The sequence below is a fragment of the Pseudomonas sp. Sample_16 genome, assembly GCF_004307665.1.
Classification (GTDB): Bacteria; Pseudomonadota; Gammaproteobacteria; order Pseudomonadales; family Pseudomonadaceae; genus Aquipseudomonas.
Window position 1 is genome coordinate 26595 of sequence record NZ_RCOB01000189.1, and the last position, 25768, is coordinate 52362.

Genomic DNA, 25768 nt, shown 5'->3' on the forward strand with positions numbered 1-25768 from the left:
TTTCTCAGGCGACGGGTCCAGGTGCCAACCAACTCTTCGTAATGCTCGAAAAAGCCGTGTCTGCGGGGCAGCTTGGGGATCATTTCGGTGTGCTGTGGAGACGGGGGCGTGAATAGTAATGCTTCCTATTAACCCAAGGCAACGATTTGCAGCTCAGTGGGCAAACAGCCCGCCGTCCGCTATCGTCCGGCAGCGTTTGCTCTGCGAGCGCCGGGCAATTGCACACGCGCAATCAGCCCCGCGCCGCTGCGATTGCGCAGTGTCAGCTCTCCGCCTTGTTCGCGAACGATTGCCCGCGCAGTGGACAATCCCAGGCCGACACCGCCGGTATCACGGTTGCGTGAGGTTTCCAGTCGGTAAAAAGGCTCGAACACTCGCTCAAGCGCAGACTCGGGAATGCCCGGGCCATCGTCCATGACTTCGATGCAAACCCGCTGCTCATCCTCCATCAGCTGGATGCTCGGCTTACTCGCATACTTCACTGCGTTTTCCAGCAGATTGACCACCACCCGCTTGATCCCGAGCGGGCGGCCGTCGTACACCAGATGGGCCGGGCCAGTGAAATCGACCTCGATACCTTGGTCGCGGAAATCATCGATGATCGTTTGCAGCAACTCCGAGAGATCGAACGCAGTGGTTTGCTCCCTGTGGGTTTCTTCGCGGAAAAAGCCCAGCGCCGCGTTGATCATCGTTTGCATTTCTTCGATGTCACGGACCATTTTGCGCTGCTGCTCCAGGTCGTCCATGAACTCGCTGCGCAGGCGCATCCGCGTCAAAGGAGCCCGCAGGTCGTGGGAGATGGCGGCGAGCATTTGCGTGCGCTCGCTGAGAAAGTGCCGAATCTGCGCCTGCATGGTGTTGAAGGCGATGATGGCCTGGCGAATCTCATGGGGGCCCTCGATTTTGATCGGCGGCGCATGCAAATCCCCGCCGAAGCGGCGCGCGGCGCTGGCAAAGCGTTGCAGCGGGTTGGCCAGTTGCCGGGTGGCAACCCAGGCGACGAGCAGGGTTGCGATCAGCCCCAGAGCAATGATGATCGGGATCCGGACATTGGCGTCGAGCCCCCAGCTTCGTTCCGGCGGCGTGAACGACAACCAGCTGCCATCGAGCAACTGCACGAGTGCAACGTAGTGCGCCTGAGGGCTTTCGTCCGGCCAGTCGCCGGGGTTGAAGACTTCTATGTCTCGGGGAGTATCACCCAGCAATTGCTGTAACGGCGAACTGTTCGGCGTCACCTGTTTACCGCCCGAGGGCAGGTGGAAATCGGACCGCTGCGGGTGCCAGTTCACCTCAAGCATCGGGCTGCTTGCCGCAGCGGCCAAATGCGAACGCGAGGCCGCCGGCGCCGCTTCGATTACCCGCACATTCGCCGCCATCTGTTCCAGCAAGCCCGTGCGTTCGATGGGCGGACGGCCCCATGTACCGGCGAGCTGCATGAACAAACCATTGAGTGCCAGCGAAGCGATCATCGCCGCGACGATGGTCAGCGCGATCCGGCTTCTGAGAGTGTCGCGAGGGGCCAGTCGACGGATCACGAGCGGGTTACCCTGGCAGAGAACATGTAGCCGCCGTTGCGCACCGTGCGAATCAGGTCCGGGCGCTTGCTGTCCGGTTCGATCTTGCGGCGCAGGCGACTGACCTGCACATCGATGCTGCGGTCATAGGCATCGTGGCCCTGGCCACGCGCCAGGTCGATCAGTTGTTCCCGGGTGAGAATGCGTTGCGGATGCTCGAGAAAAACCAGCAGCAAATCGAACTCCCCGGCCGACAGCGGAATCATCACGCCCTCGGGTGAGCGCAACTCGCGACAGGTGATATCCAGTTGCCAATCGGCAAAGGTAATGACCGGCCGCGTCGGTTCCTGCCCCAGGCTTTTCTCGCCTGCGCGACGTTGCACAGCGCGCAGACGGGCCAGCAGCTCCCTCGGGTCGAACGGTTTGGTCAGGTAATCGTCAGCGCCCAGTTCCAGACCGATGATGCGGTCGCTCAGCTCGCCCATGGCGGTCAACATGATGATCGGAATTGCGGTTCTCGCCCGCAGCTTCTGGCAAAGACTCAGGCCGCCTTCGCCCGGCAGCATCAGGTCAAGAATGATGATGTCCGGGCGGTTTTTTTCGATCACCGCCCACATGGCGTCACCCTGGGTGGCCAGATCCACTTCGTAGGCATGCTGAACAAAGAACTTTTTCAGCAAGTCCAGGATTTCCACATCGTCGTCGACGATCAGCAGTCTGCTCACGTTCAGGGGTCCATGGGTCGGAAAAGGAGCGTATCTAAAACCATTGCGCGGCCGCGGTCATATATTTCAATCGAGCAACATTTCTACATCCCGGACATTTTTCGGACATACCACCGCAATCCCCCTGCGGCACCCTGCGCGACTTTCAACCCATGAGGTCTTCCATGCAGGGATCGAACAGCACCTACCCGATCGAGGCGGTCGATAGCGCGCATAGCGTGATCCTCAATCAGCGCACAAGTACCCCAGGCGACGACGAACCGATTTTATTCCAGCAGGCATGCCTGGGTCTGACCGACGATCGGACCCACGTTGTACTGCGCCGTTATTACGAGCGCTACAGCCCGACCGACAGCAACTGGGTGGAATACATCCACTCAGTGCCCATTGCCGAATTCACCCACTGGATCATGGCCCATGGCGGCCTGCGTATCGAATGCTCGGAAGAGCTGCCGAACGGCAGATGATCAGCGGCAAGCCCCTTGCGCAATTCATCCACTCAGGAATCCCTTGATGAGAAAACACTTCTCGCTGCCGCTATTGGCTGCCACCACCCTGGCCCTTGCGGCGTGCAGCAACAAAAAAGTCACACCTGAGGCCTACTCGGGCTTCTTGAAGGACTACAGCGTTTTGACCGAACACCAGTCGCCGTCGGGGCAAACCGTGCTGAGCTGGGTGAGCCCGACACTCAAGGTCCAGCGTTACACGCAGGTGTACATCGAACCGAGCCAGTTCTATCCACAGCCCCTGCCTTCTGAGCGAATTCCGCAGACTACGCTCTCGGACACCACCTGGTATTACGACGCCGTGCTCAAGCACGAACTGGGTAAAGTCCTGCATGTGGTTACAAAGCCAGGGCCTAACACCCTGATCGTTCGGCCCGCGATCACCGGCGTCACGGCCAGCACCCAAAGCCTGCGCTACTATGAATGGTTGCCGATTACCCTGGTTGCAGCGGGCGTCAGCACGGCCACCGGGATCCGCGACCAAGACAGTGAGATCGCTACCGAAGTGCTGTTTCTCGATGGCGGGACCAAGGCCGTGGTAGCTGAAGTGGTGCGCAAAGGCACGGGTGTCCCGCTGGAAAACGACCAGCAAGTCATCACGACGGCGAACGTCAAGAGCGTGCTCGATGGTTGGGCCAGCGACCTGCGCAATTCGTACGTGGCGATGCGCAACAAACAGTAACCCGGCACGCATCCAAAGCAATCTGGCAGGAATCCCAATGCATCCGGCGGCTGGCTGTAGCAAAGTGCAAGAATGCCAGTCACCGGCTTTTCCTCAGGAATGCACACATGTCCAGCACCCACGCATCACCAAAGAGATCACCGCTTGCCCGGCTCGCCCTGGCCATTTCCCTGAGTGCCCTCGGCCTGTCTTTCTGCGCCGGCAATGCCCTGGCCCATGGTGGCCAAGCGGAAATGGTGCCACTGCAGGCGGGTCTTGAAGCGTTTGGGGCCACGGTCAAATGGGACGATTATTCGAACCTGTTCACCATTGCCAAGGATGGGGTCTACCTCAAGGTCAAGCCTGACAGCAAAGTCGCCATGCTCAACGGCAAGCGCATCGAGCTGACGGTGCCGGTGGTGTTCAAGGACCATACGGCGTTCATGTCCAAGGACTTCATCAACCAGGTGTTCCAGTCCGGCCTGGACAAGACCTTCGTTGTCGAAACCCGCCCCAGCCCGCTCAACCCCTTGAGCGCGGCTGAAATCACGGCGGCGGTGGACATCGTCAAACAATCGGAAAACTACAAGCCTGGCTTTCGCTTCACCGAAGTCTCGGTCAAGGAACCGCCGAAGGATCAGGTGTGGAACTTCGTCCTTACGGGGCAAAACGTCAGCCAGCCGCGCCAGGCTTCGATCGTGATACTGGACGGCAAGCATGTGATCGAAGCGTTGGTCGATCTCGACAGCAAACAGCTCAAGTCCTGGACACCGCTGCAAGGCGCCCATGGCATGGTGTTGCTGGACGATTTCGCCACGGTGCAGACCGCCGTGGAAACCAGCCCGGAATACGCGCAAGCCTTGGCCAAGCGCGGTATCACCGATGTGAAGAAGGTCGTGGCGACACCGCTGACCGTCGGTTACTTCGACGGCAAGGACGGCCTGGCGCAGGACAAACGCCTGCTGAAAATCGTCAGCTACCTGAATGTCGATGACGGCAATTATTGGGCGCACCCGATCGAAGGCCTGGTGGCGATTGTCGATCTGGAACAGAAAAAACTGATCAAGATCGAAGACGACGCTCTGATCCCGGTGCCGATGAAACCGACGCCGTATGACGGACGTGGACGCCAGGCCGTGGCCGTCAAACCGCTGGAAATCATCGAACCCGAGGGCAAGAACTACACCATCAGCGGCAACAGCATTCACTGGCAGAACTGGGATTTCCATGTTCGCCTCGACTCGCGGGTCGGGCCGATCCTGTCCACCGTTACTTACGACGACAAGGGCAAGAAACGCAAGATCATGTACGAAGGCTCGCTGGGCGGGATGATCGTGCCTTACGGCGACCCCGATGTCGGTTGGTACTTCAAGGCCTACCTGGACTCAGGCGACTACGGCATGGGCACCCTGACTTCACCGATTGCCCGCGGCAAAGACGCGCCGCAAAACGCCGTGTTGCTGGACGCCACCATCGCCGACTACACCGGCGCACCAACCGCCATCCCCCGGGCCATCGCGGTATTCGAGCGCTATGCCGGCCCGGAGTACAAACACCAGGAAATGGGCCAGCCCAACCTCAGCACCGAGCGGCGTGAACTGGTGGTGCGCTGGATCAGCACCGTGGGCAACTACGACTACATCTTCGACTGGGTCTTCCAGCAGAACGGCACCCTCGGCATCGATGCCGGCGCCACCGGTATCGAAGCGGTCAAGGGCGTGAAATCCAGGACCATGCACGAAGATACCGCCAAGGAAGACACCCGCTACGGCACTCTGCTCGACCACAACATTGTCGGCACCACGCACCAGCACATCTACAATTTCCGCCTCGATATGGATGTGGACGGCGAGCAGAACTCGCTGGTGGAAGTGAACCCGGTGGTGTTGCCCAACGACCGCGGCGGACCGCGCACCAGCACCATGCAGACCGAGACCAGAGTAATCACCAGCGAACAGCAAGCGGCGCAGAAATTCGACCCGTCGACCGTGCGCCTGCTGACCAACTTCAGCAAGGAAAACAAGGTCGGCAACCCGGTGTCCTACCAGTTGATTCCGTATGCCGGCGGCACGCACCCGGTGGCCAAGGGTGCCAACTTCGGCAAGGACGAATGGCTCTACCACCGGCTGAGTTTCATGGATAAGCAACTGTGGGTGACGCAGTACAACCCGGAGGAAAAGTACCCGGAAGGCAAATACCCGAACCGCTCGGACAAGGACTCGGGGCTGGGGCAGTTCACCCAGGACAACCAGTCCATCGAGAACACCGACAATGTGGTCTGGCTGACCACCGGCACCACCCACATCGCCCGCGCCGAGGAATGGCCGATCATGCCGACCGAATGGGTGCATGTGCTGCTCAAGCCGTGGAACTTCTTTGATGAAACGCCAACGTTGAATCTCAATTCAGCGAAGTAAAACGGTAAGCACATTACCTGTGGGAGCGGGCTTGCCCGCGATGACGGAGTGTCAGTGGACAGCATTGTTGTCTGATACACCGCTATCGCGGGCAAGCCCGCTCCCACAGGGTCAAGCGGTGCTCATGAAATCAGGCGTACTGTTTGCGGTATTCGCCCGGTGCAATGCCGAAGCGCGATTTGAACGCTGTGGAAAAGTAGCTCGAATCGGAAAACCCCCACGAATACCCCAGCACCGACAATTTCTGTTCCTTGCCTGACTGACGCAGGGATTCAGCGCACAGGTCCAGCCGTCGGTTCTTGATGTAGCGCGCCACCACCAGGCCTTTCTTGGCAAACATCCGGTACAGGCCTCGAGTCGACATGCCGACTTCCCGCGCCAGCCATTCCGGGCACAGTTCCTCGGAGCGGATGTTCGCGTCGATAAAGCTCAGGGTCTTGCGGAAGATCCGTTCGTGCGGGTCTGTGCAATCGTCGGTCTGGCTGATGGCCGGACGCAGCAGGCTGACAATCGCTTCCAGGGTCGCTTCGCTTTCCTGGCGGCTGAGGTTCTGCTGGCGCGTGGCATCGAGGATCAAGCGATGCGAAAGCATGGCAATGGGCGATGTCGCCGCGATCCGGTGGCCGCACTTGACCTGGTTGAAGCGCAGGGTTTGCTCGACCAGTTGATACGGCAGGATCAACGACAATTGCCGGGAATTTTCGCTGTAGGTGAAATCACTGGGCCGCGAGGCATCGATCAGGGTGATGTCACCGGCGGACAACAGCACCTTGTCGTCGCCCTGGGCCATGCCTGCGGTGCCATCGAGCTGGAACACCGCAAAGTACTTGCCGTCCTCGCCCGCCGCCACTTGTTGCGGCGTGCGGTAGAGCCGTGCCTGGCAAGCATCGACGAAGCTGAGCTTTAAGGCATCGCTGTGGTATTCGCGGATCCGCCCGGCAAAGTCGCTGCCCAGGGGTTGTGCGTTGAAGGCGCCGCAGATCTGGTTGATCTGATGGATCCACTGATCGAACCCGTCCTGGCGCTGTGCGGTTGTAGAAATCATGTCAGGCCTCACGCAGGCTTATTTTTATTGTCTACGCCAATCCACACGACATCGGGATGCTTCTAGTCTCCTGAACCGCACCTTTCCCTGAACAATGACGTGTTACTTGAGTCCGCCAAAACGTCGATAAAAGCTTTCACCGACATCCGGCAACGGACCATCGGCCGTCTCCAGTGCGCTGTTGAGCCACTCTTCGGCCTTGGCGTAAATCAAACGGTAAATATTACGGCACAACTGCCGGGCCGCACGCCCTTCCCAATCACCGGGCAACAACTCGTCGGGCAATTGCGGGTCGCGCAGCAGCAGTTTGCGGTACTCGTGAATCAGCAGAATCCGTGCCAGGAAGCAGTCCGAGGGTTGCAGGTTCTCCTGCTCGCGAAGCGCTTGCCAGAGCGGTCGGAACAGCTGGATGAACTCGCTGTAATGGGTCGCCAGTTCCTCGATGTTCCAGCTCTCGCGCACTTGCAGGCGCAGGGCCTTGGAGGCCAGCACATCCTGAGCGGTGGTTTCGAAGACGATGGTGTCTTCCTGGGCCCCCAGGTCGAGCAGCGTTGCGTTGATATCGGCACGGTCGCTGCGCGGGCAGGCCAGGACCACTGGCGAAATCGCACCAAAACCTTGCCACTCCAGTTCTTCGCGCACTTGTTTGCGCTTGTCCTGGGTCAACTGCGACAGCATCACCAGGCACCACGAACCGTCCCAGGCCGGCATGCTGGTGCTGTAGACCCGCTTGAACGCCTTGTCGAAACGCCGGCGACCGGTGCCGGTCAGGCTGTAATAGCTACGGCGGCCGACTTTCTCGGCGGTCAGCCAGCCTTCCTTGGTCAAACGGAAAATCGAGGTGCGGATCAGCCGTTCGTTGATGCCGATCGGCTCGAGCAATTGAATCAGGCTGCCCAGCCACACGGTGCCACCGTGGGGCTCGATGGCATCACCGTACAGCGTGATGATCAAGGAACTGGCGCGAATCGGCGTCTGCTCCTGGAAGCGCGTAATCAGATGGTTCAAGGGTGTCAGGGACGACATGGGCGTACCGAGCGAAAAAAGAAAAGGAATATACCGAATGCCGGGGTGTTAATCCCAATCCCTTGCAGGAGCCAGCCTGCAGGGGACCATGTTCACAAAGTGTTGCCTTTGGGGCGAAGGCCGCTGTCGCTGATTCGCGGCCGATCCGGCTCCGGTTCGCTCAGCGGTTCGCAAACCTGCATCTGCTCCAGGCAACGCTGGGCCAGTTGCTGGTATTCGCGCGTTCCCGCCTGCTTCCACGCCACTTCCTGATCGCTGAGGGTGCGCTTGACGCCGGCCGGTGCACCCATCACCAGCGATTGCTCCGGACATTCGAACCCGGCCTTGACGAACGCCGCCGCCGAAACGAAAGAACGCGCACCGATCCGGGCGTTGTCCATGACCACCGCGTTCATCCCCACCAGCGCATCGGCGCCGATCCGACAGCCGTGCAGCACCGCGCCGTGGCCGATGTGGCCGTTGCGCTCGACCACGGTGTCGCTGTCGGGGAAGCCGTGCATGACGCAGGTGTCCTGCAGGTTGGCGCCCTCCTCCAGCACGATCCGCCCGAAATCGCCACGCAGGCTGGCCAGCGGACCGACATAGCAACGCGGGCCGATGATCACGTCACCTATCAATACAGCGGACGGGTGCACATAAGCGCTTGGGTCAACCACTGGAGTCAGGCCATCAAGGCTGTAGCAGGTCATGGCAGGTTCCTTCACAAAGCGATGCAATTAATGACTCATTTTGTATCACATCACTTTTGCAATCACAAAGACTAAAAAGCGTATCACTTGAAACAGCCCTTTCCGACGAATGCCAGCAGGGTCCTAAAATCAACGAATAACCCAATAAAACCGAGTCAAATCACTCACACAGGGCCCCTCAATCGCAGTGACATCAAACCAGAAGACTCTCAATTAAGACACATTATTTCTATTTTCATATTGCTTTTACGTATCACGTTGTAGCTATACTTTGGCAAAACCGGCCCCAGCGGCCGATCCAATAACGAGCCGGCATCACGCCGAGCGTGCACCGTGAGGGCATCCGCCATGCCTCTAACCCTTGCCGTCGAGTTGATCGAGCCTGGCGTCCGCCTGATTACCCTGCAGCGCCCACAAGCATTGAACGCCCTGACCACTGAGTTACTCGGTGAACTGGCCGATGAACTGAATGCTGCGCAAGCCGATCCCGACACCCGCGTCGTCGTACTCACCGGCAGCCGCAAAGCCTTTGCCGCTGGCGCCGACATCAAGGAAATGGCTGAGCGCGATCTGGTCGGTATCCTCGACGATCCGCGCCAGGCATCGTGGCAAGCCATTACCCGCTTCAGCAAACCGCTGATCGCCGCCATCAACGGCTTCGCCCTGGGCGGTGGTTGCGAACTGGCGATGCACGCCGACATCATCATTGCAGGCCTCGACGCCCGCTTCGGCCAGCCGGAAATCAATCTCGGGATCATGCCCGGCGCGGGCGGTACCCAACGCCTGTTGCGCGCGGTCGGCAAATCCATGGCCATGCAAATGGTCCTCACCGGCGAACCGATCGATGCCCGCCAGGCCCAACGCGCCGGGCTGGTCAGCGAAGTGACGCAACCGGAATTCACCGTCGAACGCGCCCTGCACATTGCCCGCAGCATCGCGGTCAAGGCGCCGCTGGCAGTACGCCTGGCCAAGGAAGCCCTGCTCAAAGCCATGGACACCGACCTCGCCAGCGGCCTGCGCTTCGAGCGCCACGCCTTCACCGTGCTGGCCGGCACCCGCGATCGCAACGAAGGCATTGCCGCCTTTCAGGAAAAACGCCTGCCGACCTTTACCGGCCAGTAATCACTGAATTCGAGATCTCCAAGAGAGCGCCAAGACCATGAACTTCGAACACATCCTGTTTTCCATCGAGGCCGGCGTCGCCCTGCTCAGCCTCAATCGCCCGGACCAGCTCAACAGCTTCAACACCCAGATGCATGGCGAGGTCAAAGAAGCGCTCAAACAAGTGCGGCAGAACCCGGACGTGCGGGTGCTGCTGCTGACCGGTGAAGGTCGCGGCTTCTGCGCCGGGCAGGATCTGAGCGACCGCAACGTCGCACCGGGCAGCGCCGTGCCGGATCTGGGCGAGTCCATCGAGAAGTTCTACAACCCGCTGATCCGCCAGCTGCGCGACCTGCCGATGCCGGTGATTTGCGCGGTCAACGGTGTGGCAGCCGGGGCCGGTGCCAACATTCCACTGGCCTGCGATCTGGTACTGGCGGCGCGCTCGGCGAGCTTCATTCAGGCGTTCTGCAAAATCGGCCTGATCCCTGATTCCGGTGGTACCTGGACCTTGCCGCGCCTGGTCGGCATGGCTCGGGCCAAGGCTCTGGCACTGCTGGGCAACCGCCTGAGTGCCGAACAGGCCGAACAATGGGGCTTGATCTACCAGTGCGTGGACGACGCCGACCTGCGCGAAGAAGCGCTGAAACTGGCCCGCCACCTGGCGACGCAGCCGACCTACGGCCTGGCGCTGATCAAGCGCAGCCTCAACGCCAGTCTGAGCAACAGCTTTGACGAACAGCTGGAACTGGAGCGAGACCTGCAACGTCTGGCCGGGCGTAGCGAGGACTACCGCGAAGGCGTCGGCGCCTTCATGGAAAAACGCACCCCAGTTTTCAAGGGGCGCTGAATCATGAGCGCACTCAACACCAACGCACGCATCGCCGTGATCGGCGCCGGTGCCATGGGCGCGGGCATTGCCCAGGTCGCGGCGCAGGCCGGGCATCCGGTGCTGCTGCTGGACAATCGCCCAGGCGCGGCCGCTCAAGCCATTGAAGGCATCGATCGGCAACTGGGCAAACGGGTCGAAAGCGGCAAGCTGTCGGCCGAATCGCGCACTGCAACCATCGCTCGCCTGCAAGCAGTGGACGCCATCGAAGCTTTGGCCGACTGCGCGCTGATCATCGAGGCCATCGTCGAAAACCTCGAGGTCAAGCGTGCACTGTTCCGTCAGCTCGAAGGCATTTGCAGTGAACATTGCATCCTCGCCAGCAATACCTCATCGCTGTCGATCACCAGCATCGCTGCGCAGCTTGAACATCCACAACGCTTGCTCGGCCTGCACTTCTTCAACCCGGCGCCAGTGATGGCGCTGGTGGAAATCGTCTCCGGGCTGGCCAGCGATCCGACATTGGCCGAGTGCCTGTACGACACCGCCAGGGCCTGGGGCAAAAAACCGGTGCACACCCGCTCCACACCGGGCTTCATCGTTAACCGCGTGGCCCGGCCGTTTTACGCCGAAAGTCTGCGGATGCTTCAGGAAGGCGCGGCCGACTGCCCGACACTGGATGCGTTGATGCGCGAGGCCGGTGGCTTTGCCATGGGCGCGTTCGAACTGACCGATCTGATCGGCCACGACGTCAACTACGCCGTGACCTGCTCGGTGTTCGACGCCTATTACCAGGACACGCGCTTCCTGCCGTCGCTGATCCAGAAAGAACTGGTCGACGGTGGACGCCTGGGGCGCAAGAGCGGCCAGGGTTTCTACAGCTACGCCCAAGGGGCAGAGCGCCCGCACACCACGCAAATCAGCAGCGACGCGCAGGTCGAGGTTTGTGCCGTGGAAGGCGACCTCGGTATCGCCCAAGGTTTGCTTGTGCGACTGCGCGAACAAGGCGTCCAGATCATCCAGCGCGATGGCAAGGGTTTGCTGCGGATCGGTGACGCCGTGCTGGCCTTGAGCGATGGGCGCATGGCCTGTCAGCGGGCTCGGGAAGACGGGCTGCGCAACCTGATCCTACTGGATCTGGCGTTCGATTACGTCAATGCCAAACGCATCGCCATCAGCCATGCGGCTGGCATCGATCCACAGGCTCTTGAACAAGGCGTGGCCTTGCTGGAACGGGCCGGGCTCAAGGTCAGCCTGCTCAGTGACAGCCCGGCCCTCGCCGTGCTGCGCACCGTGGCGATGCTCGCCAACGAAGCGGCCGACGCCCTGCTGCAAGGCGTGGCGTCGGCTGCCGACATCGATCTGGCGATGCGCGCCGGGGTCAACTATCCGCAGGGGCCGTTGGCCTGGGCTGATGCCATTGGCCTGTCGCACATTCTTGAAACGCTGGAAAACCTGCAGGCCAGTTATGGCGAGGAACGCTACCGGCCGTCGCTGCTGCTGCGCCGTCGGGTCGCCGAAGGGAGACACTTCCATGACTAATCACCAGGCCATGACATTGGCCAGCGATTGTGCACAAGCATTGTTCCAGCGCGACACCGCCAGCCAGGCCATGGGCATGCGCCTGCTCTCGGCCGGCCCCGGTTGTGCCCGGGTCGGCATGACCGTGCGCGCGGACATGCTCCAGGGCCACGGCACTTGCCACGGCGGTTACCTGTTCGCCCTCGCCGACTCGGCGTTTGCCTTTGCCTGCAACAGCTACAACGAAGCCACCGTGGCCATCGGTTGCAGCATCGACTACATCGCCCCGGCCCGCCTGGGTGACACGCTCAACGCCGACTGCATCGAGCAAAGCCGCTCCGGGCGCACCGGCAACTACGACGTGCGCATTGAAAACCAGCAGGGCCAGTTGATCGCCCTGTTCCATGGCAAATCCTACAAAGTGCGCGGCCCGGTGCTGACGCAGGAGAACCCGAATGAATGACGCCCTGATCATCGATGCAGTCCGCACCCCGATAGGCCGCTACGCCGGTGCATTGAGCAGCGTGCGCGCCGACGACCTCGGCGCGGTGCCGTTGCGCGAACTGTTGCGCCGCCACCCGCAAGTCGACTGGAGCAGCGTCGACGACGTGATCTACGGCTGCGCCAACCAGGCCGGCGAAGACAACCGCAACGTCGCGCGCATGTCGGCGTTGCTGGCCGGGTTGCCGGTGAGCGTGCCGGGCACCACCCTCAATCGTTTGTGCGGCTCCGGGCTGGATGCTGTCGGCACGGCGGCGCGGGCGATTCGCAGTGGTGAGGCCGGGTTGATGCTGGTCGGGGGTGTTGAGTCGATGTCGCGCGCGCCGCTGGTGATGGGCAAGGCTGAGCAGGCGTTCTCTCGTGCGGCCGAAATGTTCGACACCACCATTGGCTGGCGCTTCGTCAACCCACTGATGAAAAAGGCCTACGGCATCGATTCCATGCCGGAAACCGCCGAGAATGTCGCCGAACAGTTCAACATCTCCCGCGCTGACCAGGACGCCTTTGCCCTGCGCAGCCAGCAACGCGCCGCGGCCGCCCAGGCCAGTGGGCGATTGGGGAAAGAAATCGTCGCGGTAGAAATCCCGCAGCGCAAAGGCCCGGCCAAAGTGGTCGAGCTCGATGAACATCCTCGCGGCGACACCACCCTTGAGCAACTGGCCAAACTGGGGACGCCGTTCCGCGAAGGCGGCAGCATCACCGCCGGCAACGCCTCCGGGGTCAACGACGGCGCCTGCGCGCTGCTGCTGGCCAACCCGGAAACCGCCAAACGCCACGGCCTGACAGCCCGTGGCCGGGTCGTGGCCATGGCCACTGCCGGCGTCGAACCACGGATCATGGGCATCGGCCCGGTGCCGGCCACGCGCAAGGTGCTGGAGCTGGCCAACCTGAGCCTGGCCGACATGGACGTGATCGAACTCAACGAAGCGTTCGCCGCCCAGGGCCTGGCGGTGCTGCGCGAGCTTGGCCTGAGCGACACCGATCCGCGGGTGAACCCCAATGGCGGCGCCATCGCGTTGGGTCATCCACTGGGCATGAGCGGTGCACGGCTGGTGACCACTGCGTTGCATGAACTGGAAGAACGTAACGGTCGCTTCGCCCTGTGCACCATGTGCATCGGCGTCGGCCAAGGGATCGCGCTGATCATCGAGCGTCTACCCCACTAAAGAATCGCGATTCCCAAGGAGCCCAGAGGTATCCTTGGGGCATGCACTCAAAGCCCCTGCACGCGGGGGCTGGAACACAAAAACAATTCGAGTGAATACATGAACATGCCAATTGCCAAAGCCGTGCTGAACCCTGTGCTGGACCCGCTGGAAACCGCCAGCATCGACGAGCTGCGCCAGCATCAGCTGGAACGCCTGCGCTGGAGCGTGAACCACGCCTACAACAACGTGCCGCTGTATCGTCAGCGTTTCGATGCGCTGGGCGTGCACCCGGATGACATCAAATCCCTGGACGACCTGGCGAAGTTTCCCTTCACCACCAAATCCGACCTGCGCGACAACTACCCTTACGGCATGTTTGCCGTACCGATGCACGACATCGTGCGATTGCACGCGTCCAGCGGCACCACTGGCAAACCGACCGTGGTCGGCTACACCCAGAACGACATCGACACCTGGGCCAATGTGGTGGCCCGTTCGATCCGTGCTGCCGGTGGCCGCCGTGGCGACAAAGTGCACATTTCCTACGGCTACGGCCTGTTCACCGGCGGCCTCGGCGCGCACTACGGCGCCGAACGCCTGGGCTGCACCGTGATTCCGATGTCCGGTGGCCAGACTGAAAAGCAAGTGCAATTGATCAAGGATTTCCAGCCGGACATCATCATGGTCACGCCGTCCTACATGCTCAACATCGCCGATGAAATCGAGCGCCAGGGCATCGACCCGCACAAACTGGCCCTGCGCCTGGGCATCTTCGGCGCCGAACCGTGGACCGCCGAACTGCGCAGCGCCATCGAGGCTCGCCTGGGCATCACCGCGCTGGACATCTACGGCCTGTCGGAAATCATGGGGCCAGGTGTCGCCATGGAATGCGCCGAAACCAAGGACGGCCCGACCATCTGGGAAGACCATTTCTACCCGGAAATCATCGACCCGGTCACTGGCGAAGTCCTGCCAGACGGCCAGATGGGCGAACTGGTGTTCACCTCACTGAGCAAAGAAGCCCTGCCGATGATCCGCTACCGCACCCGCGACCTGACCCGCCTGCTGCCGGGCACCGCGCGGCCGATGCGACGCATCGACAAAATCACCGGACGCAGCGATGACATGCTGATCATTCGCGGGGTCAACGTGTTCCCGACGCAGATTGAAGAACAGGTCCTGAAAGTCAAACAACTTGCCGAGTGTTATGAGATCCATCTGTATCGCAATGGCAACCTGGACAGCGTGGATGTGCATGTCGAACTCAAGGCAGAGCACCAGCACCTGAGTGACGAACAACAGAAGGCTGTTTGCGGGGAATTGAGCAAACACATCAAGACGTATATCGGCATCAGCTCGCGGATTGTCTTGCAGCCGTTCCATTCGATCAAACGCTCGGAAGGCAAGGCCTGCCACGTACTGGACAAACGTCCGAAAGCATGACTGCTGCACCCTTTTCAGCCCCGCTTTTGCGGGGCTTTTTTTTGGGCGCACGGAAGATGATCGCTCCCACGCTCCGCGTGGGAATACCGCCGGGGACGCTCTGCGTCCCGCAGTCGCCGCCTGCGCAACGGTGACGCGGAGCGTCACGGGATGCATTCCCACGCGGAGCGCGGGAACGATCAATCGAAAGCGATACAAAAAACAAACGCGACACGTCATTTTATGTTTGATAATAATTTCTGTATCGCTTATAAAGTTCTCCATGCCCCAGAACAGATTTCAAGGCGGGAACAAAAAATGTACGCACAGCTCGTAGAAACCGGCGTCAAGCGCATCAAGGACCTCTCGGAAATGTCCGAACAGGAACGCGCCTTCCAGGAAAAAATCGATTCAGAAATCAAGATCGAAGCCAAGAACTGGATGCCAGATGCCTACCGCCAGACCCTGATCCGGCAGATTTCCCAACACGCCCACTCCGAAATCGTTGGCATGCTGCCCGAAGGCAATTGGGTCACCCGCGCGCCGACGCTCAAACGCAAACTGCAACTGATGGCCAAGATCCAGGACGAAGCCGGCCACGGCCTGTACCTGTACAGCGCCATGGAAACCCTCGGCGCCGACCGTGATGAAGAAATCGCCAAACTGCACAGCGGCAAGGCCAAGTATTCGAGCATCTTCAATTACCCGACGCTGAACTGGGCCGACATGGGCGCGGTGGGCTGGTTGGTGGATGGCGCGGCGATCGTCAACCAGGTGGTGTTGCAGCGCACCTCGTACGGCCCCTACTCCCGGGCCATGGTGCGCATCTGCAAGGAAGAGAGCTTCCACCAGCGCCAGGGCTACGAAATTCTTCTGACCATGATGCGCCACGGTAATCAGGCGCAAAAAGACATGGTCCAGGACGCGATCAATCGTCTGTGGTGGCCGTCGCTGATGATGTTCGGCCCGAGCGACGAACACTCGCCGAACAGCGCGCAATCGATGGCCTGGAAAATCAAGCGCCAGAGCAACGATGAACTGCGCCAGCGCTTCATCGACCAAACCATCCCGCAACTGGAACTGCTGGGCTGCACCTGCCCCGATCCGGACCTGAAGTGGAATGCCGAACGCGGTCACTACGATTTTGGCGAAATCCAATGGAGCGAATTCTACGAAGTGCTCAAGGGCAACGGTCCGTGCAACACCGAACGCGTTGCCACCCGCCGCAAGGCGATTGAAGACGGTGCCTGGGTACGTGAAGCCGCCGTCGCCCACGCCCGCAAAAAACAAAACAAGAACGCCGCCTGATTCGGCCACCTGATGTGGAGTAATTGAAATGTCCGAGTGGACCCTCTTCGAAGTCTTCGTGCGCAGCAAGCACGGCCTCAACCACAAGCATGTCGGCAGCGTGCATGCCGCCGACACCACCATGGCCATCGAGAACGCACGCGAGCTCTACACCCGTCGCAGCGAAGGCGTGAGCCTGTGGGTGGTGCCTTCAGCCCTGATCACCGCTTCGTCGCCGGATGAAAAAGACCCGCTGTTCGACCCGTCGGACGACAAGGTCTACCGCCACGCCAGCTTCTACGAGTTGCCGGCCGAAGTCGGGCACATGTGAGGTCGACCATGGACAACAAGACTGATTTGATCGAATACCTGTTGCGTCTTGGCGACAGCGCCCTGATCCAGGGGCAGCGCCTGTGCCAATGGTGCGGCAAGGCCCCGGCGCTGGAAGAAGAGTTGGCGCTGATGAACGTCGGCCTCGACCTGGTGGGCCAGGCGCGCAACTGGCTGGAATACGCCGCCCAATTGCTTGGTGACGGCAGCGATGCCGATCACCTGGCGTTTCGTCGCGATGAGCGCGCCTATCGCAATCTGCTGCTGGTGGAACAACCCAACGGCGACTTCGCAGTGACCATGCTCAAGCAGTTCCTCTATGACGCCTGGCATTTGCCGGTGCTGCAGGGCCTGAGCCAGTCCAGCGACGAACGCATCGCCGGGATCGCCGCCAAGGCGGTGAAGGAAGTGACCTATCACCTGCGCCGCTCCGGCGAATGGATTGAGCGTATGGGTGACGGCACCGAGGAAAGCCACAAGCGCATGCTCGCGGCAATCCCCGAAGTCTGGCGCTTCACTGTAGAACTGATCGCCGCCGACGACAGCGAACAGCGCCTGTGCGAAGCCGGCATCACCCCGGACATCGCCAGCGTCGCCGCGCAGTGGCAAGCCAAGGTCAACGAAATCTTCGCCAGCGCCACCCTGCCCGTGCCCGCCGCGCCGAGCTATTTCTATCTGAATGCGCGCAAGGGCCTGCACAGCGAACACCTGGGAATTCTGCTGGCCGAGATGCAGTTCCTGCCACGAGCGTACCCCGATGCAACCTGGTGAGCTGATCGCCAGCGACCTCGGCGCCCGGCCGGCGCAACCGTCCGACCTGGCTGCCGCCTGGGCGATTCTGGCCGGGGTCATGGACCCGGAAGTCCCGGTGGTCAGCGTGGTCGACCTGGGCATTGTCCGCGATCTGGGCTGGCAGGCCGGGCACCTTCACGTTGTGGTCACGCCGACGTACTCCGGTTGCCCGGCCACCGAAGTGATCGAGAGCGATATCCGTGATGCCCTGGAGCTCGCCGGATTCAAGGCGCCGCAGCTGGAACGCAAATTGACCCCGGCCTGGACCACCGACTGGATCAGCGACAGTGGGCGCGAACGCCTGCGCGCCTACGGCATCGCCCCGCCCGAGGGCAGCACCAGCAAGCGCAGCCTGCTCGGCGAAAGCCCGCAGGTTGTATGCCCGCAATGCGGCAGCGCCCACACCGAGGTGCTCAGCGAGTTCGGTTCCACCGCGTGCAAGGCGCTGTACCGCTGCGTCGATTGCCGGGAACCGTTCGACTATTTCAAGTGCATCTGAGCGGCGAATCGGCCGTCCCAGCTGGAGAACAACAATGAGCAAATTTCACAGCCTGACCATCAAGGATGTACGCGCCGAAACCCGTGACGCGGTGTCCATCGCCTTCGAAATTCCGCAGCACTTGCAGGACAGTTTTCACTTCACCCAGGGCCAGCACCTTGTGATGCGTACCCAACTGGACGGCGAAGAAGTGCGTCGCTCCTATTCGATCTGCACCGGGGTCAACGACGGTGAACTGCGCATCGCCGTCAAGCGTGTGGCCGGTGGACGCTTTTCGGCGTTTGCCAACGAGCAGCTCAAGGCCGGCCACACGCTGGAGGTGATGCCTCCGGCCGGGCATTTCTGCGTCGAACTCGACCCGGCGCGTCATGGCAACTATCTGGCCGTGGCCGCCGGCAGTGGCATCACGCCGATCCTGTCGATCATCAAGACCACCCTGGAAACCGAACCCCACAGCCGCGTCACCCTGTTGTACGGCAATCGCTCCAGCTCCGGCGCGCTGTTTCGCGAACAGCTCGAAGACCTGAAAAACCGCTACCTGCAACGACTTAACCTGATCTTCGTGTTCAGCCGCGAGCAACAGGACGTCGACCTGTACAACGGCCGGATCAACGCCGAGAAATGCGAGCAACTGTTCAGCCGTTGGCTCGATGTCAAGGCGCTCGACGCCGCTTTCATCTGTGGTCCGCAGGAGATGACCGAGACCGTGCGTGATGGTCTCAAGGCCAAGGGCATGCAACCTGAACGCATCCATTTCGAACTGTTCGCCGCCGCCGGCAGCCAGCAAAAACGCGAAGCCCGTGAAGCGGCGCGCCAGGTGGATTCAGCGGTCAGCCAAATCACCGTGATCAGCGACGGCCGCGCCCTGGCCTTCGACCTGCCGCGTAACAGCCAGAGCATCCTCGATGCGGGCAATGCCCAGGGCGCCGAGCTGCCTTATTCGTGCAAGGCCGGCGTGTGCTCGACCTGCAAATGCAAGGTGATCGAAGGCGAAGTGGAAATGGACAGCAACCACGCTCTGGAAGACTACGAAGTGGCCGCCGGTTATGTGCTGTCGTGCCAGGCCTTCCCGATCAGCGACAAGGTGGTGCTGGATTTCGACCAGCTCTGATATCAGGCGCCACACCAAACCCTGTGGGAGCGGGCTTGCCCGCGATGAGGCCATCAGATTCAACATCACTGGTGACTGATCCATCGTTATCGCGGGCAAGCCCGCTCCCACAGTTTTAGCGATAGACCCGAAATACTGTTTCACCCCAAAACAAAAACAACAAAGGAGAGCGCGTCATGACACCCCAAGACATAGAACTCATCCGCCAGCACCCCGACTTCATTCAACTGGTGCGGCGCAAGCAGACGCTGTACTGGTCGCTGTCGCTGATCATGCTGGTGATTTACTTCGGCTTCGTGTTGCTGGTCGCGTTCTCCCCCGCCACCCTCGGCCAATCCCTGAGCGGCGGCGTGACCACCGTGGGCATGCTGGTGGGTGTGGTCATCGTGGTGCTGGCCTTTGCCCTGACCGGTTTCTATGTCTATCGCGCCAACAACGTGATCGACCCGCTGAACGAAAAACTCAAACAGGAGTGCGCCCGATGAGCCGTCTTCTCGCGTTGTTCCTGTTGCCGCTGGTGGTGGTCACTGATCTGGCGGTGGCCGCCGATGGCGTGTCCCGCCCGCTCAACTGGAACGCCATTGGCATGTTCCTGGTGTTCGTCCTGTTCACCCTCGGCGTGACACGCTGGGCGGCACTGCGCACCCGCTCCACCAGCGATTTCTATACGGCTGGCGGCGGCATGACGGGTTTTCAGAACGGCCTGGCGATTGCCGGTGACATGATCTCGGCTGCCTCGTTCCTCGGCATTTCCGCGATGATGTTCCTCAATGGCTACGACGGCCTGCTCTACGCATTGGGCGTGCTCGCGGGCTGGCCGATCATCCTGTTCCTGATTGCCGAACGCCTGCGCAACCTGGGCAAATACACCTTCGCCGACGTGGTCTCCTATCGACTGGAACAAACCCCGGTGCGCCTGACGTCGGCATTCGGCACCCTGACCGTGGCGCTGATGTACCTGGTGGCGCAGATGGTCGGCGCTGGCAAGCTGATCGAATTGCTGTTCGGCATCGACTACCTCTACGCCGTGATGCTGGTCGGCGTATTGATGGTGTTCTACGTGACCTTCGGCGGCATGCTCGCCACCACGTGGGTGCAGATCATCAAGGCGGTGATGCTGCTGTTCGGCACCAGTTTCATGGCGTTCATGGTGCTCAAGCACTTCGGTTTCAGCACCGAAGCGATGTTTGCCGGTGCCACTGCCGTGCATGCCAAGGGCGGCGCGATCATGGCCCCCGGCGGTTTGCTGTCGAACCCGATCGACGCAATTTCCTTAGGGCTTGGCATGATGTTCGGCACTGCCGGCCTGCCGCACATCCTGATGCGTTTCTTCACCGTCAGCGATGCCAAGGAAGCGCGTAAAAGCGTGTTCTACGCCACCGGTTTCATCGGTTACTTCTACTTGCTGCTGATCATCGTCGGCTTCGGCGCCATCGTCATGGTCGGCACCGACCCGGCATTCCGTGACGCCAGTGGCGCGATCATCGGCGGTGGCAACATGATCGCCGTGCACCTGGCCCAGGCCGTTGGCGGCAACCTGTTCCTCGGTTTCATCTCGGCGGTGGCCTTCGCCACCATTCTGGCGGTGGTTGCCGGGCTGGCACTGTCCGGCGCCTCGGCGGTGTCCCATGACCTGTATGCCTGCGTGATGCGCAAGGGCCAGGCCAGCGAACAGCAAGAGATGCGCGTGTCGCGAATCGCCACCCTGTGCATCGGCGTGCTGGCGATCATCCTCGGCCTGCTGTTCGAGTCGCAGAACATTGCCTTCCTCTCCGGCCTGGTGCTGGCCATCGCCGCCTCGGTGAATTTCCCGGTGCTGTTCCTTTCGATGTACTGGAAAGGCCTGACCACTCGTGGCGCAGTGCTCGGCAGCCTGGCTGGCCTGGTCTCGGCGATTGTCCTGCTGGTACTGAGCCCGGCCGTGTGGGTCAACGTCATGCATCACGACAAGGCACTGTTCCCGTATTCCAACCCGGCGCTGTTTTCCATGAGCCTGGCCTTCTTCAGCGCCTGGCTGTTTTCCGTCACCGACCAGTCACCCCGTGCAGCCCTTGAACGCGGTCGTTATCTGGCGCAGTTCATCCGTTCCATGACCGGTATCGGCGCCTCGGGCGCCAGCCAGCACTGATCCTCTTTTGACCGGCGCGGCTCGAACCGCGCCAGACACTGACCATACCCGGAGCAATCCTGATGTCCTCCTCAACTGCACCGCATGCCCCAACCCTGCAAAGCTTCATCGCCGGCCGCTGGCTCGGCCAACACGGCGCGCAAGTCCTGCGCAGTGCCATCGACGGCCACGATATTGCGTACACCCATGAAGAGCGCCCGGACTTCGCCGAAGCCATCGAGCACGGTCGCCGCCAGGGCATCAGTGGCCTGATGGCGCTGGATTTCCAGCAACGCGCCCAACGTCTCAAGGCGTTGGCTCTGTACTTGAGCGAGCGCAAGGAACAGCTCTACGCGATTTCCCACCACAGTGGCGCCACCCGCGCCGACAGCTGGATCGACATCGAGGGCGGCAACAGCACGCTGTTCACCTACGCCAGCCTCGGCTCGCGGGAACTGCCGTCGGGCAACGTCGTCCATGAAGGCCCGGCGATGCAGCTGAGCAAAATGGGCACCTTCGCCGGCACCCACATCCTGGTGCCTCGTGGCGGCCTGGCGGTGCACATCAATGCGTTCAACTTCCCGATCTGGGGCATGCTCGAAAAGTTCGCCCCGAGCTTCCTCGCCGGCATGCCGTGCATCGTCAAGCCGGCCAGCGCCACCAGCTACCTGACCGAAGCCGTAGTGCGACTGATGGACGAATCCGGTCTGTTGCCGGCCGGCAGCCTGCAATTGATCATCGGCGGCACCGGCGACCTGCTCGACCGCCTGCAAGGCCAGGACGTGGTGACCTTCACCGGTTCGGCCGATACCGCGGCCAAGCTGCGGGTCAACCCGAACCTGATTCGCAATTCGGTGCCGTTCAATGCCGAAGCCGACTCGCTGAACTGCGCGATCCTCGCCCCGGACGTGACCCCGGATGACGAAGAGTTCGAGCTGTTCATCAAGGAAGTCGCCAGGGAAATGACCACCAAGGCCGGGCAGAAATGCACCGCCATCCGCCGCGCCATCGTCCCGGCCAAGCACATCGATGCAGTCGCCACCCGCCTGCGCGATCGCCTGGCCAAAGTGGTGGTCGGCGACCCGTCGGTGGAAGGCGTGCGCATGGGTGCGCTGGCGTCCCACGACCAGCAGAAGGACGTGACTGAACGTCTGCAAGCGCTGTTGCAGAGCAGCGACATGCTGTTTGGCGCGCGCGATGGCTTTGAACCGCGTGGTGAAAATGTCGACAAAGGCGCGTTCTTCGCGCCAACCCTGTTGCAGGCCCGCGACCCGCATGCCGAGGGCGGCGCCCACGATATCGAAGCGTTCGGCCCGGTCAGCACCTTGATGGCCTACGATGATCTGGATGAAGCCTTGGCCCTGGCTGCACGCGGCAAAGGCAGCCTGGTGGCCAGTTTGATCACCAAGGATCCGCACATCGCCGCCAAAGCCATTCCGGTGGCGGCTGCATTGCACGGTCGGCTACTGGTGCTGGACCGTGAGTCCGCTGGCGAATCCACCGGTCACGGCTCGCCGCTGCCGCAACTCAAGCACGGTGGTCCGGGCCGCGCCGGTGGCGGTGAAGAACTCGGTGGCCTGCGTGCGGTGAAACACTACCTGCAACGCGCGGCGGTTCAAGGTTCGCCGACCATGCTGGCGGCGGTCACCGGCGAGTACGTGCGTGGTGCCAAGGTCATCGAAACCGAAGTGCATCCGTTCCGTCGTTACTTCCAGGACCTGCAGATCGGCGAATCGCTGCTGACTCACCGCCGCACCGTCACTGAAGCCGATCTGGTGAACTTCGGCTGCCTGTCGGGCGACCACTTCTACATGCATTTCGACGAGATCGCCGCCAAGGAATCGCAATTCGGCAAGCGCATTGCCCACGGTTACTTCGTGCTGTCGGCGGCAGCCGGGCTGTTTGTGTCGCCTGCGCCGGGGCCGGTGTTGGCCAACTATGGCCTGGACACCTTGCGCTTCATCAACCCGGTGGGCATCGGCGACACCATCCAGGCGCGCCTGACCTGCAAACGCAAGATCGACCAGGGCAAGAAGAGCCCTCAAGGAATTCCGCAAGGCGTGGTGGCGTGGGATGTGGAGGTGACCAACCAACTCGGCGAACTGGTGGCCAGCTATGACATTTTAACGTTGGTTGTAAAACGCGAAGACTGACCTCGCACCATTGACTGATCGTTCCCACGCAGAGCGTGGGAACGATCGTGAAAGGCTCAGTGCCTGCGCAACCACTCGATAAACAGCGCAAACAATTCCGACTGCGACCCCACCTCCAGCTTCAGGTACAGGTTCTTGCGGTGCATGCGCACGGTTTCCGGCGAGATGCCCATCTGGCTGGCCGTAGACTTCACCGAATGCCCGCGCAGGACCATGTGCGCCACTTGCCGCTCGCGCTCGGTCAGCAAATCGCTGCCGAAATGCTCGAAAGCCGACTGCACCCGATGCTTGAGATCATCGCGTTGGCCCTGATCCTGGTCGCACTGGATCTCGCGACTGCGCAGCATCCCGCGCTGGCTGAATTCACTGATGAATTCACGCACCAGCGGTTCCACGGCGCGCAGCAGATTCAATTGCTCGGCGCACAGGCACTCACCGCCGAAACCCTGAAACAGGCTGAGTGAAATCTTCGTGTCATTGCCAGTATCGACAATGTAGTAGCTGTCTTCGGAACAGCCCGCGTTCAGGTAATAAGTCTTGTAGTAGTCGCTGTCGAAGAAGTGGTCCGGGGCGATTTCTTCCAGGTGATAGAACCCTTGCGCCAGCCCCTGCTCCACCGCCAGGCAGAACGGGTCGAGCAAATAGCCCCCGGCAAAATAACGCTCAAGAATCGACACCTGATATTCCTGGGCAATCCCGCGCTGATGCAGCAACTGTGGCGCGCGGTCCTTGCGCTCCAGGCTGATCATCATCGACTCGACGCCCGCCAGTTGCGCCAACGCGGATGCCAGGTGTTGCAGGGCGTCAGGCTCATCGATATGGGCGAATGCCTCGCGCATTCCCCCATGCCATTTGTGCAATGCCCCGAAGGGCATGGCGATCAGCGTATTGTCGTCTGGTTTGCTCATGCCCCGCAGTCTAGCGGCTGCGCAAGCCCTTGGTAACAGCTTGACCGACGAAATCATTGGCCCGCGTACTGGCCGTTCGCTGAAAGTTCGGCCGCCACCTCCAGGATGCACACCCGCAGGGTCTCGACGATCTCATCGACTTGCGCATAGGTGAGGATCAACGGCGGCGACATGACGTTGAGGTGCATGATCGGCCGCACCAGCAAGCCTTTGGCCTGGGCCCGCGAATGGATTTTCTCGCCAATGTTGATCTCGTCGGCAAACAGTTCCTTGGTGCGTTTGTCCGCGACAAACTCCACGCACGCCATCAGCTTCATGCAGCGCACATCGCCCACCAACGGCAAGTCCCGCAGCGTCGCCAAACGTTGTTCCAGATAGCCGCCGACATCCTCGACATGGGCCAGCAGGTTTTCTCGTTCGATGATTTCGATGTTTTTCAGCGCCGCCGTGCAGCACACCGGATGGCCACTGTAAGTGAAACCGTGGGTGAAACAACGGCCCTTGCCCGGTTCGGCGATGACTTTCCAGATGCGCTCGGAAAAGATGCACGCGCCCAGCGGCAGGTAAGCCGAGGTCAGGCCCTTGGCAGTGGTGATGATGTCGGGTTGCACATCGAACACATCGAGGGAGGCGAAGAACTTGCCCAGGCGTCCGAACGAAGTCACCACTTCGTCGGCGACGAACAGAATGTCGTAGCGCTGGCAGACTTCCCACATGCACTTGAGATAGCCCTTGGGCGCAATGATCACCCCGCCCGAGCCCATCACTGGCTCGGCGAAGAAACCCGCGACCTTGTCAGCGCCAATCGACTGGATCTTGTCTTCGAATTCCTTGACCAGAAATTCGAGAAACTGCGCCTCATCCATGCCGTCTGGTGCACGGTACGGGTTGGGGTTGGAAACGTGATGGATCAGCGGGTTGGCGTAATCGAACTCCGGCACCCGGTCGGCAGCCTTGTTGCCGATCGACATGGTCAGTGTGGTAGAGCCGTGGTACGCGTTGAAGCGCGCAATGATGTGCTTCTTTTGCGGTTTTCCACGGCAGTTCTGGTAGTACTGGATCAGTCGGTACGCGGTGTCCACAGCGGTGGAGCCGCCGGTGGTCAGGAACACGTGATCGAGATCCCCCGGCGCCAGGCTGGCGAGCTTCTCGCAGAGCTCGATGGCGACGTTGTTCGACATGTCGGAAAACGGATTCGAATAGGCCAATTGCCGTACCTGGTCAGCGATGGCGTCGGCCATTTCTTCACGCCCCAGGCCGATATTCGTGCACCACATGCCACCCACTGCATCGAGGAAGCGGTTGCCCTGGGTGTCATAGATGTAGGCGCCGTCTCCGGCGACGATGTTCAGCGAACCCTGTTCGGCGTGCTCGTCGAACACGTGATAGCCGTGCATATGGTGGGCCTTGTCGGCTTTGACCAGCCGGGATTCATCCGCTGGGGAAAAAACGCTGCGTGTTGGCGTCGCCATAAGT

At 61.2% G+C, this 25768-nt stretch carries 24 protein-coding genes and 1 pseudogene; 17 read left to right on the forward strand and 8 right to left on the reverse strand.

The window, feature by feature from the left end; genetic code table 11:
* From D8U69_RS25005 to D8U69_RS25015, 3 genes and pseudogenes are all read right to left on the reverse strand, one after another.
* Positions 1–83, reverse strand: a pseudogene (locus D8U69_RS25005) (RNA polymerase subunit sigma-24); the annotation flags it as partial.
* A gap of 96 nt (positions 84–179) precedes the next feature.
* Positions 180–1535 carry an ATP-binding protein gene (locus D8U69_RS25010; protein WP_130908388.1) on the reverse strand — a complete coding sequence of 452 codons (1356 nt, stop codon included), beginning with the start codon at positions 1533–1535 and terminating at the stop codon, positions 180–182.
* Positions 1532–2239, reverse strand: a complete 708-nt coding sequence (locus D8U69_RS25015) for a response regulator (protein WP_056854834.1) — start codon at positions 2237–2239, stop codon at positions 1532–1534. Before D8U69_RS25015 ends, D8U69_RS25010 begins: the two co-directional genes overlap by 4 nt.
* Before the next feature lie 164 nt (positions 2240–2403).
* Here D8U69_RS25015 and D8U69_RS25020 point away from each other — a divergent pair, with 164 nt between their 5' ends.
* The 3 genes from D8U69_RS25020 (at position 2404) to tynA (ending at position 5823) form a co-directional block, all read left to right on the forward strand.
* Positions 2404–2706, forward strand: coding sequence for a hypothetical protein (locus tag D8U69_RS25020; protein WP_130904203.1), 303 nt, complete (start codon positions 2404–2406; stop codon positions 2704–2706).
* Between the two features lie 46 nt (positions 2707–2752).
* Positions 2753–3427 (forward strand): DUF3313 domain-containing protein, encoded by a 675-nt coding sequence (locus tag D8U69_RS25025; protein ID WP_130908389.1) that lies wholly within the window; start codon positions 2753–2755, stop codon positions 3425–3427.
* A 107-nt stretch (positions 3428–3534) separates the two neighbouring features.
* The gene (gene tynA, locus D8U69_RS25030) at positions 3535–5823 is read left to right on the forward strand and encodes a primary-amine oxidase (protein ID WP_130908390.1); all 2289 of its coding nucleotides are present in this window, start codon (positions 3535–3537) and stop codon (positions 5821–5823) included.
* Between the two features lie 130 nt (positions 5824–5953).
* Here the strand turns inward: tynA and feaR are convergent, their stop codons facing one another.
* The 3 genes from feaR to paaY all read right to left on the reverse strand — a co-directional run bounded on the left by feaR (position 5954) and on the right by paaY (position 8583).
* Positions 5954–6868 carry a transcriptional regulator FeaR gene (gene feaR, locus D8U69_RS25035; protein ID WP_130904200.1) on the reverse strand — a complete coding sequence of 305 codons (915 nt, stop codon included), beginning with the start codon at positions 6866–6868 and terminating at the stop codon, positions 5954–5956.
* Positions 6869–6970: 102 nt separating this feature from the next.
* On the reverse strand, positions 6971–7894 hold the full coding sequence (gene paaX, locus D8U69_RS25040) for a phenylacetic acid degradation operon negative regulatory protein PaaX (RefSeq protein ID WP_056854839.1): 924 nt from the start codon (positions 7892–7894) through the stop codon (positions 6971–6973).
* 92 nt (positions 7895–7986) lie between these two features.
* Entirely contained in the window at positions 7987–8583 is a 597-nt protein-coding gene (gene paaY, locus D8U69_RS25045) for a phenylacetic acid degradation protein PaaY (RefSeq protein ID WP_056854840.1), read from the reverse strand.
* Between the two features lie 348 nt (positions 8584–8931).
* Here paaY and paaF point away from each other — a divergent pair, with 348 nt between their 5' ends.
* The 14 genes from paaF to paaZ all read left to right on the forward strand — a co-directional run bounded on the left by paaF (position 8932) and on the right by paaZ (position 23384).
* Positions 8932–9705 (forward strand): 2,3-dehydroadipyl-CoA hydratase PaaF, encoded by a 774-nt coding sequence (gene paaF, locus D8U69_RS25050; protein ID WP_130908391.1) that lies wholly within the window; start codon positions 8932–8934, stop codon positions 9703–9705.
* Positions 9706–9742: 37 nt separating this feature from the next.
* Positions 9743–10534 (forward strand): 2-(1,2-epoxy-1,2-dihydrophenyl)acetyl-CoA isomerase PaaG, encoded by a 792-nt coding sequence (gene paaG, locus D8U69_RS25055; RefSeq protein ID WP_130908392.1) that lies wholly within the window; start codon positions 9743–9745, stop codon positions 10532–10534.
* A gap of 3 nt (positions 10535–10537) precedes the next feature.
* Positions 10538–12055 (forward strand): 3-hydroxyacyl-CoA dehydrogenase PaaH, encoded by a 1518-nt coding sequence (gene paaH / locus D8U69_RS25060; RefSeq protein WP_130908393.1) that lies wholly within the window; start codon positions 10538–10540, stop codon positions 12053–12055.
* Complete coding sequence (gene paaI / locus D8U69_RS25065; protein WP_056854844.1) at positions 12048–12497, forward strand: hydroxyphenylacetyl-CoA thioesterase PaaI; 450 nt, start codon at positions 12048–12050, stop codon at positions 12495–12497. The genes paaH and paaI overlap by 8 nt, the downstream gene beginning before the upstream one ends.
* A complete protein-coding gene (gene pcaF / locus D8U69_RS25070) occupies positions 12490–13701 on the forward strand; it encodes a 3-oxoadipyl-CoA thiolase (RefSeq protein WP_130908394.1) in 1212 nt (403 codons plus the stop codon). The genes paaI and pcaF overlap by 8 nt, the downstream gene beginning before the upstream one ends.
* Before the next feature lie 99 nt (positions 13702–13800).
* On the forward strand, positions 13801–15126 hold the full coding sequence (paaK, locus tag D8U69_RS25075) for a phenylacetate--CoA ligase PaaK (RefSeq protein ID WP_056854846.1): 1326 nt from the start codon (positions 13801–13803) through the stop codon (positions 15124–15126).
* 297 nt (positions 15127–15423) lie between these two features.
* Positions 15424–16413 (forward strand): 1,2-phenylacetyl-CoA epoxidase subunit PaaA, encoded by a 990-nt coding sequence (gene paaA, locus D8U69_RS25080; protein WP_056854847.1) that lies wholly within the window; start codon positions 15424–15426, stop codon positions 16411–16413.
* A 28-nt stretch (positions 16414–16441) separates the two neighbouring features.
* On the forward strand, positions 16442–16723 hold the full coding sequence (gene paaB, locus D8U69_RS25085) for a 1,2-phenylacetyl-CoA epoxidase subunit PaaB (RefSeq protein WP_007943393.1): 282 nt from the start codon (positions 16442–16444) through the stop codon (positions 16721–16723).
* 8 nt (positions 16724–16731) lie between these two features.
* The gene (paaC, locus tag D8U69_RS25090; RefSeq protein WP_130908395.1) at positions 16732–17493 is read left to right on the forward strand and encodes a 1,2-phenylacetyl-CoA epoxidase subunit PaaC; all 762 of its coding nucleotides are present in this window, start codon (positions 16732–16734) and stop codon (positions 17491–17493) included.
* Entirely contained in the window at positions 17480–18013 is a 534-nt protein-coding gene (gene paaD, locus D8U69_RS25095; protein WP_056854849.1) for a 1,2-phenylacetyl-CoA epoxidase subunit PaaD, read from the forward strand. The genes paaC and paaD overlap by 14 nt, the downstream gene beginning before the upstream one ends.
* Before the next feature lie 34 nt (positions 18014–18047).
* A complete protein-coding gene (gene paaE / locus D8U69_RS25100; protein ID WP_056854850.1) occupies positions 18048–19124 on the forward strand; it encodes a 1,2-phenylacetyl-CoA epoxidase subunit PaaE in 1077 nt (358 codons plus the stop codon).
* 176 nt (positions 19125–19300) lie between these two features.
* Positions 19301–19609: a DUF485 domain-containing protein gene (locus D8U69_RS25110; RefSeq protein ID WP_130908396.1), complete on the forward strand. Its 309-nt coding sequence runs from the start codon at positions 19301–19303 to the stop codon at positions 19607–19609.
* Positions 19606–21252, forward strand: a complete 1647-nt coding sequence (locus D8U69_RS25115; protein WP_130908397.1) for a cation acetate symporter — start codon at positions 19606–19608, stop codon at positions 21250–21252. The genes D8U69_RS25110 and D8U69_RS25115 overlap by 4 nt, the downstream gene beginning before the upstream one ends.
* Before the next feature lie 62 nt (positions 21253–21314).
* Complete coding sequence (gene paaZ, locus D8U69_RS25120; protein ID WP_130904193.1) at positions 21315–23384, forward strand: phenylacetic acid degradation bifunctional protein PaaZ; 2070 nt, start codon at positions 21315–21317, stop codon at positions 23382–23384.
* Positions 23385–23440: 56 nt separating this feature from the next.
* On the opposite strand, the gene D8U69_RS25125 is transcribed toward paaZ, so the two are convergent.
* Both D8U69_RS25125 and D8U69_RS25130 read right to left on the reverse strand, forming a co-directional pair.
* On the reverse strand, positions 23441–24349 hold the full coding sequence (locus D8U69_RS25125; protein ID WP_130904192.1) for a helix-turn-helix transcriptional regulator: 909 nt from the start codon (positions 24347–24349) through the stop codon (positions 23441–23443).
* A complete protein-coding gene (locus tag D8U69_RS25130) occupies positions 24346–25764 on the reverse strand; it encodes an aminotransferase (RefSeq protein WP_130908398.1) in 1419 nt (472 codons plus the stop codon). Before D8U69_RS25130 ends, D8U69_RS25125 begins: the two co-directional genes overlap by 4 nt.
* Positions 25765–25768: the final 4 nt, after the last annotated feature.

Bases quoted from the DNA above. Each gene is read 5' to 3' on its own strand.
- D8U69_RS25110 (WP_130908396.1), top strand. From the start codon at position 19,301: ATGACACCCCAAGACATAGAACTCATCCGCCAGCACCCCGACTTCATT.
- paaI (WP_056854844.1), top strand. From the start codon at position 12,048: ATGACTAATCACCAGGCCATGACATTGGCCAGCGATTGTGCACAAGCA.
- paaK (WP_056854846.1), top strand. From the start codon at position 13,801: ATGAACATGCCAATTGCCAAAGCCGTGCTGAACCCTGTGCTGGACCCG.
- paaC (WP_130908395.1), top strand. From the start codon at position 16,732: ATGGACAACAAGACTGATTTGATCGAATACCTGTTGCGTCTTGGCGAC.
- paaB (WP_007943393.1), top strand. From the start codon at position 16,442: ATGTCCGAGTGGACCCTCTTCGAAGTCTTCGTGCGCAGCAAGCACGGC.
- paaE (WP_056854850.1), top strand. From the start codon at position 18,048: ATGAGCAAATTTCACAGCCTGACCATCAAGGATGTACGCGCCGAAACC.
- D8U69_RS25025 (WP_130908389.1), top strand. From the start codon at position 2,753: ATGAGAAAACACTTCTCGCTGCCGCTATTGGCTGCCACCACCCTGGCC.
- paaZ (WP_130904193.1), top strand. From the start codon at position 21,315: ATGTCCTCCTCAACTGCACCGCATGCCCCAACCCTGCAAAGCTTCATC.
- paaA (WP_056854847.1), top strand. From the start codon at position 15,424: ATGTACGCACAGCTCGTAGAAACCGGCGTCAAGCGCATCAAGGACCTC.
- tynA (WP_130908390.1), top strand. From the start codon at position 3,535: ATGTCCAGCACCCACGCATCACCAAAGAGATCACCGCTTGCCCGGCTC.
- paaX (WP_056854839.1), bottom strand. From the start codon at position 7,894: ATGTCGTCCCTGACACCCTTGAACCATCTGATTACGCGCTTCCAGGAG.
- D8U69_RS25020 (WP_130904203.1), top strand. From the start codon at position 2,404: ATGCAGGGATCGAACAGCACCTACCCGATCGAGGCGGTCGATAGCGCG.
- pcaF (WP_130908394.1), top strand. From the start codon at position 12,490: ATGAATGACGCCCTGATCATCGATGCAGTCCGCACCCCGATAGGCCGC.
- paaH (WP_130908393.1), top strand. From the start codon at position 10,538: ATGAGCGCACTCAACACCAACGCACGCATCGCCGTGATCGGCGCCGGT.
- paaD (WP_056854849.1), top strand. From the start codon at position 17,480: ATGCAACCTGGTGAGCTGATCGCCAGCGACCTCGGCGCCCGGCCGGCG.
- D8U69_RS25125 (WP_130904192.1), bottom strand. From the start codon at position 24,349: ATGATTTCGTCGGTCAAGCTGTTACCAAGGGCTTGCGCAGCCGCTAGA.
- paaG (WP_130908392.1), top strand. From the start codon at position 9,743: ATGAACTTCGAACACATCCTGTTTTCCATCGAGGCCGGCGTCGCCCTG.
- feaR (WP_130904200.1), bottom strand. From the start codon at position 6,868: ATGATTTCTACAACCGCACAGCGCCAGGACGGGTTCGATCAGTGGATC.
- paaY (WP_056854840.1), bottom strand. From the start codon at position 8,583: ATGACCTGCTACAGCCTTGATGGCCTGACTCCAGTGGTTGACCCAAGC.
- paaF (WP_130908391.1), top strand. From the start codon at position 8,932: ATGCCTCTAACCCTTGCCGTCGAGTTGATCGAGCCTGGCGTCCGCCTG.
- D8U69_RS25130 (WP_130908398.1), bottom strand. From the start codon at position 25,764: ATGGCGACGCCAACACGCAGCGTTTTTTCCCCAGCGGATGAATCCCGG.
- D8U69_RS25115 (WP_130908397.1), top strand. From the start codon at position 19,606: ATGAGCCGTCTTCTCGCGTTGTTCCTGTTGCCGCTGGTGGTGGTCACT.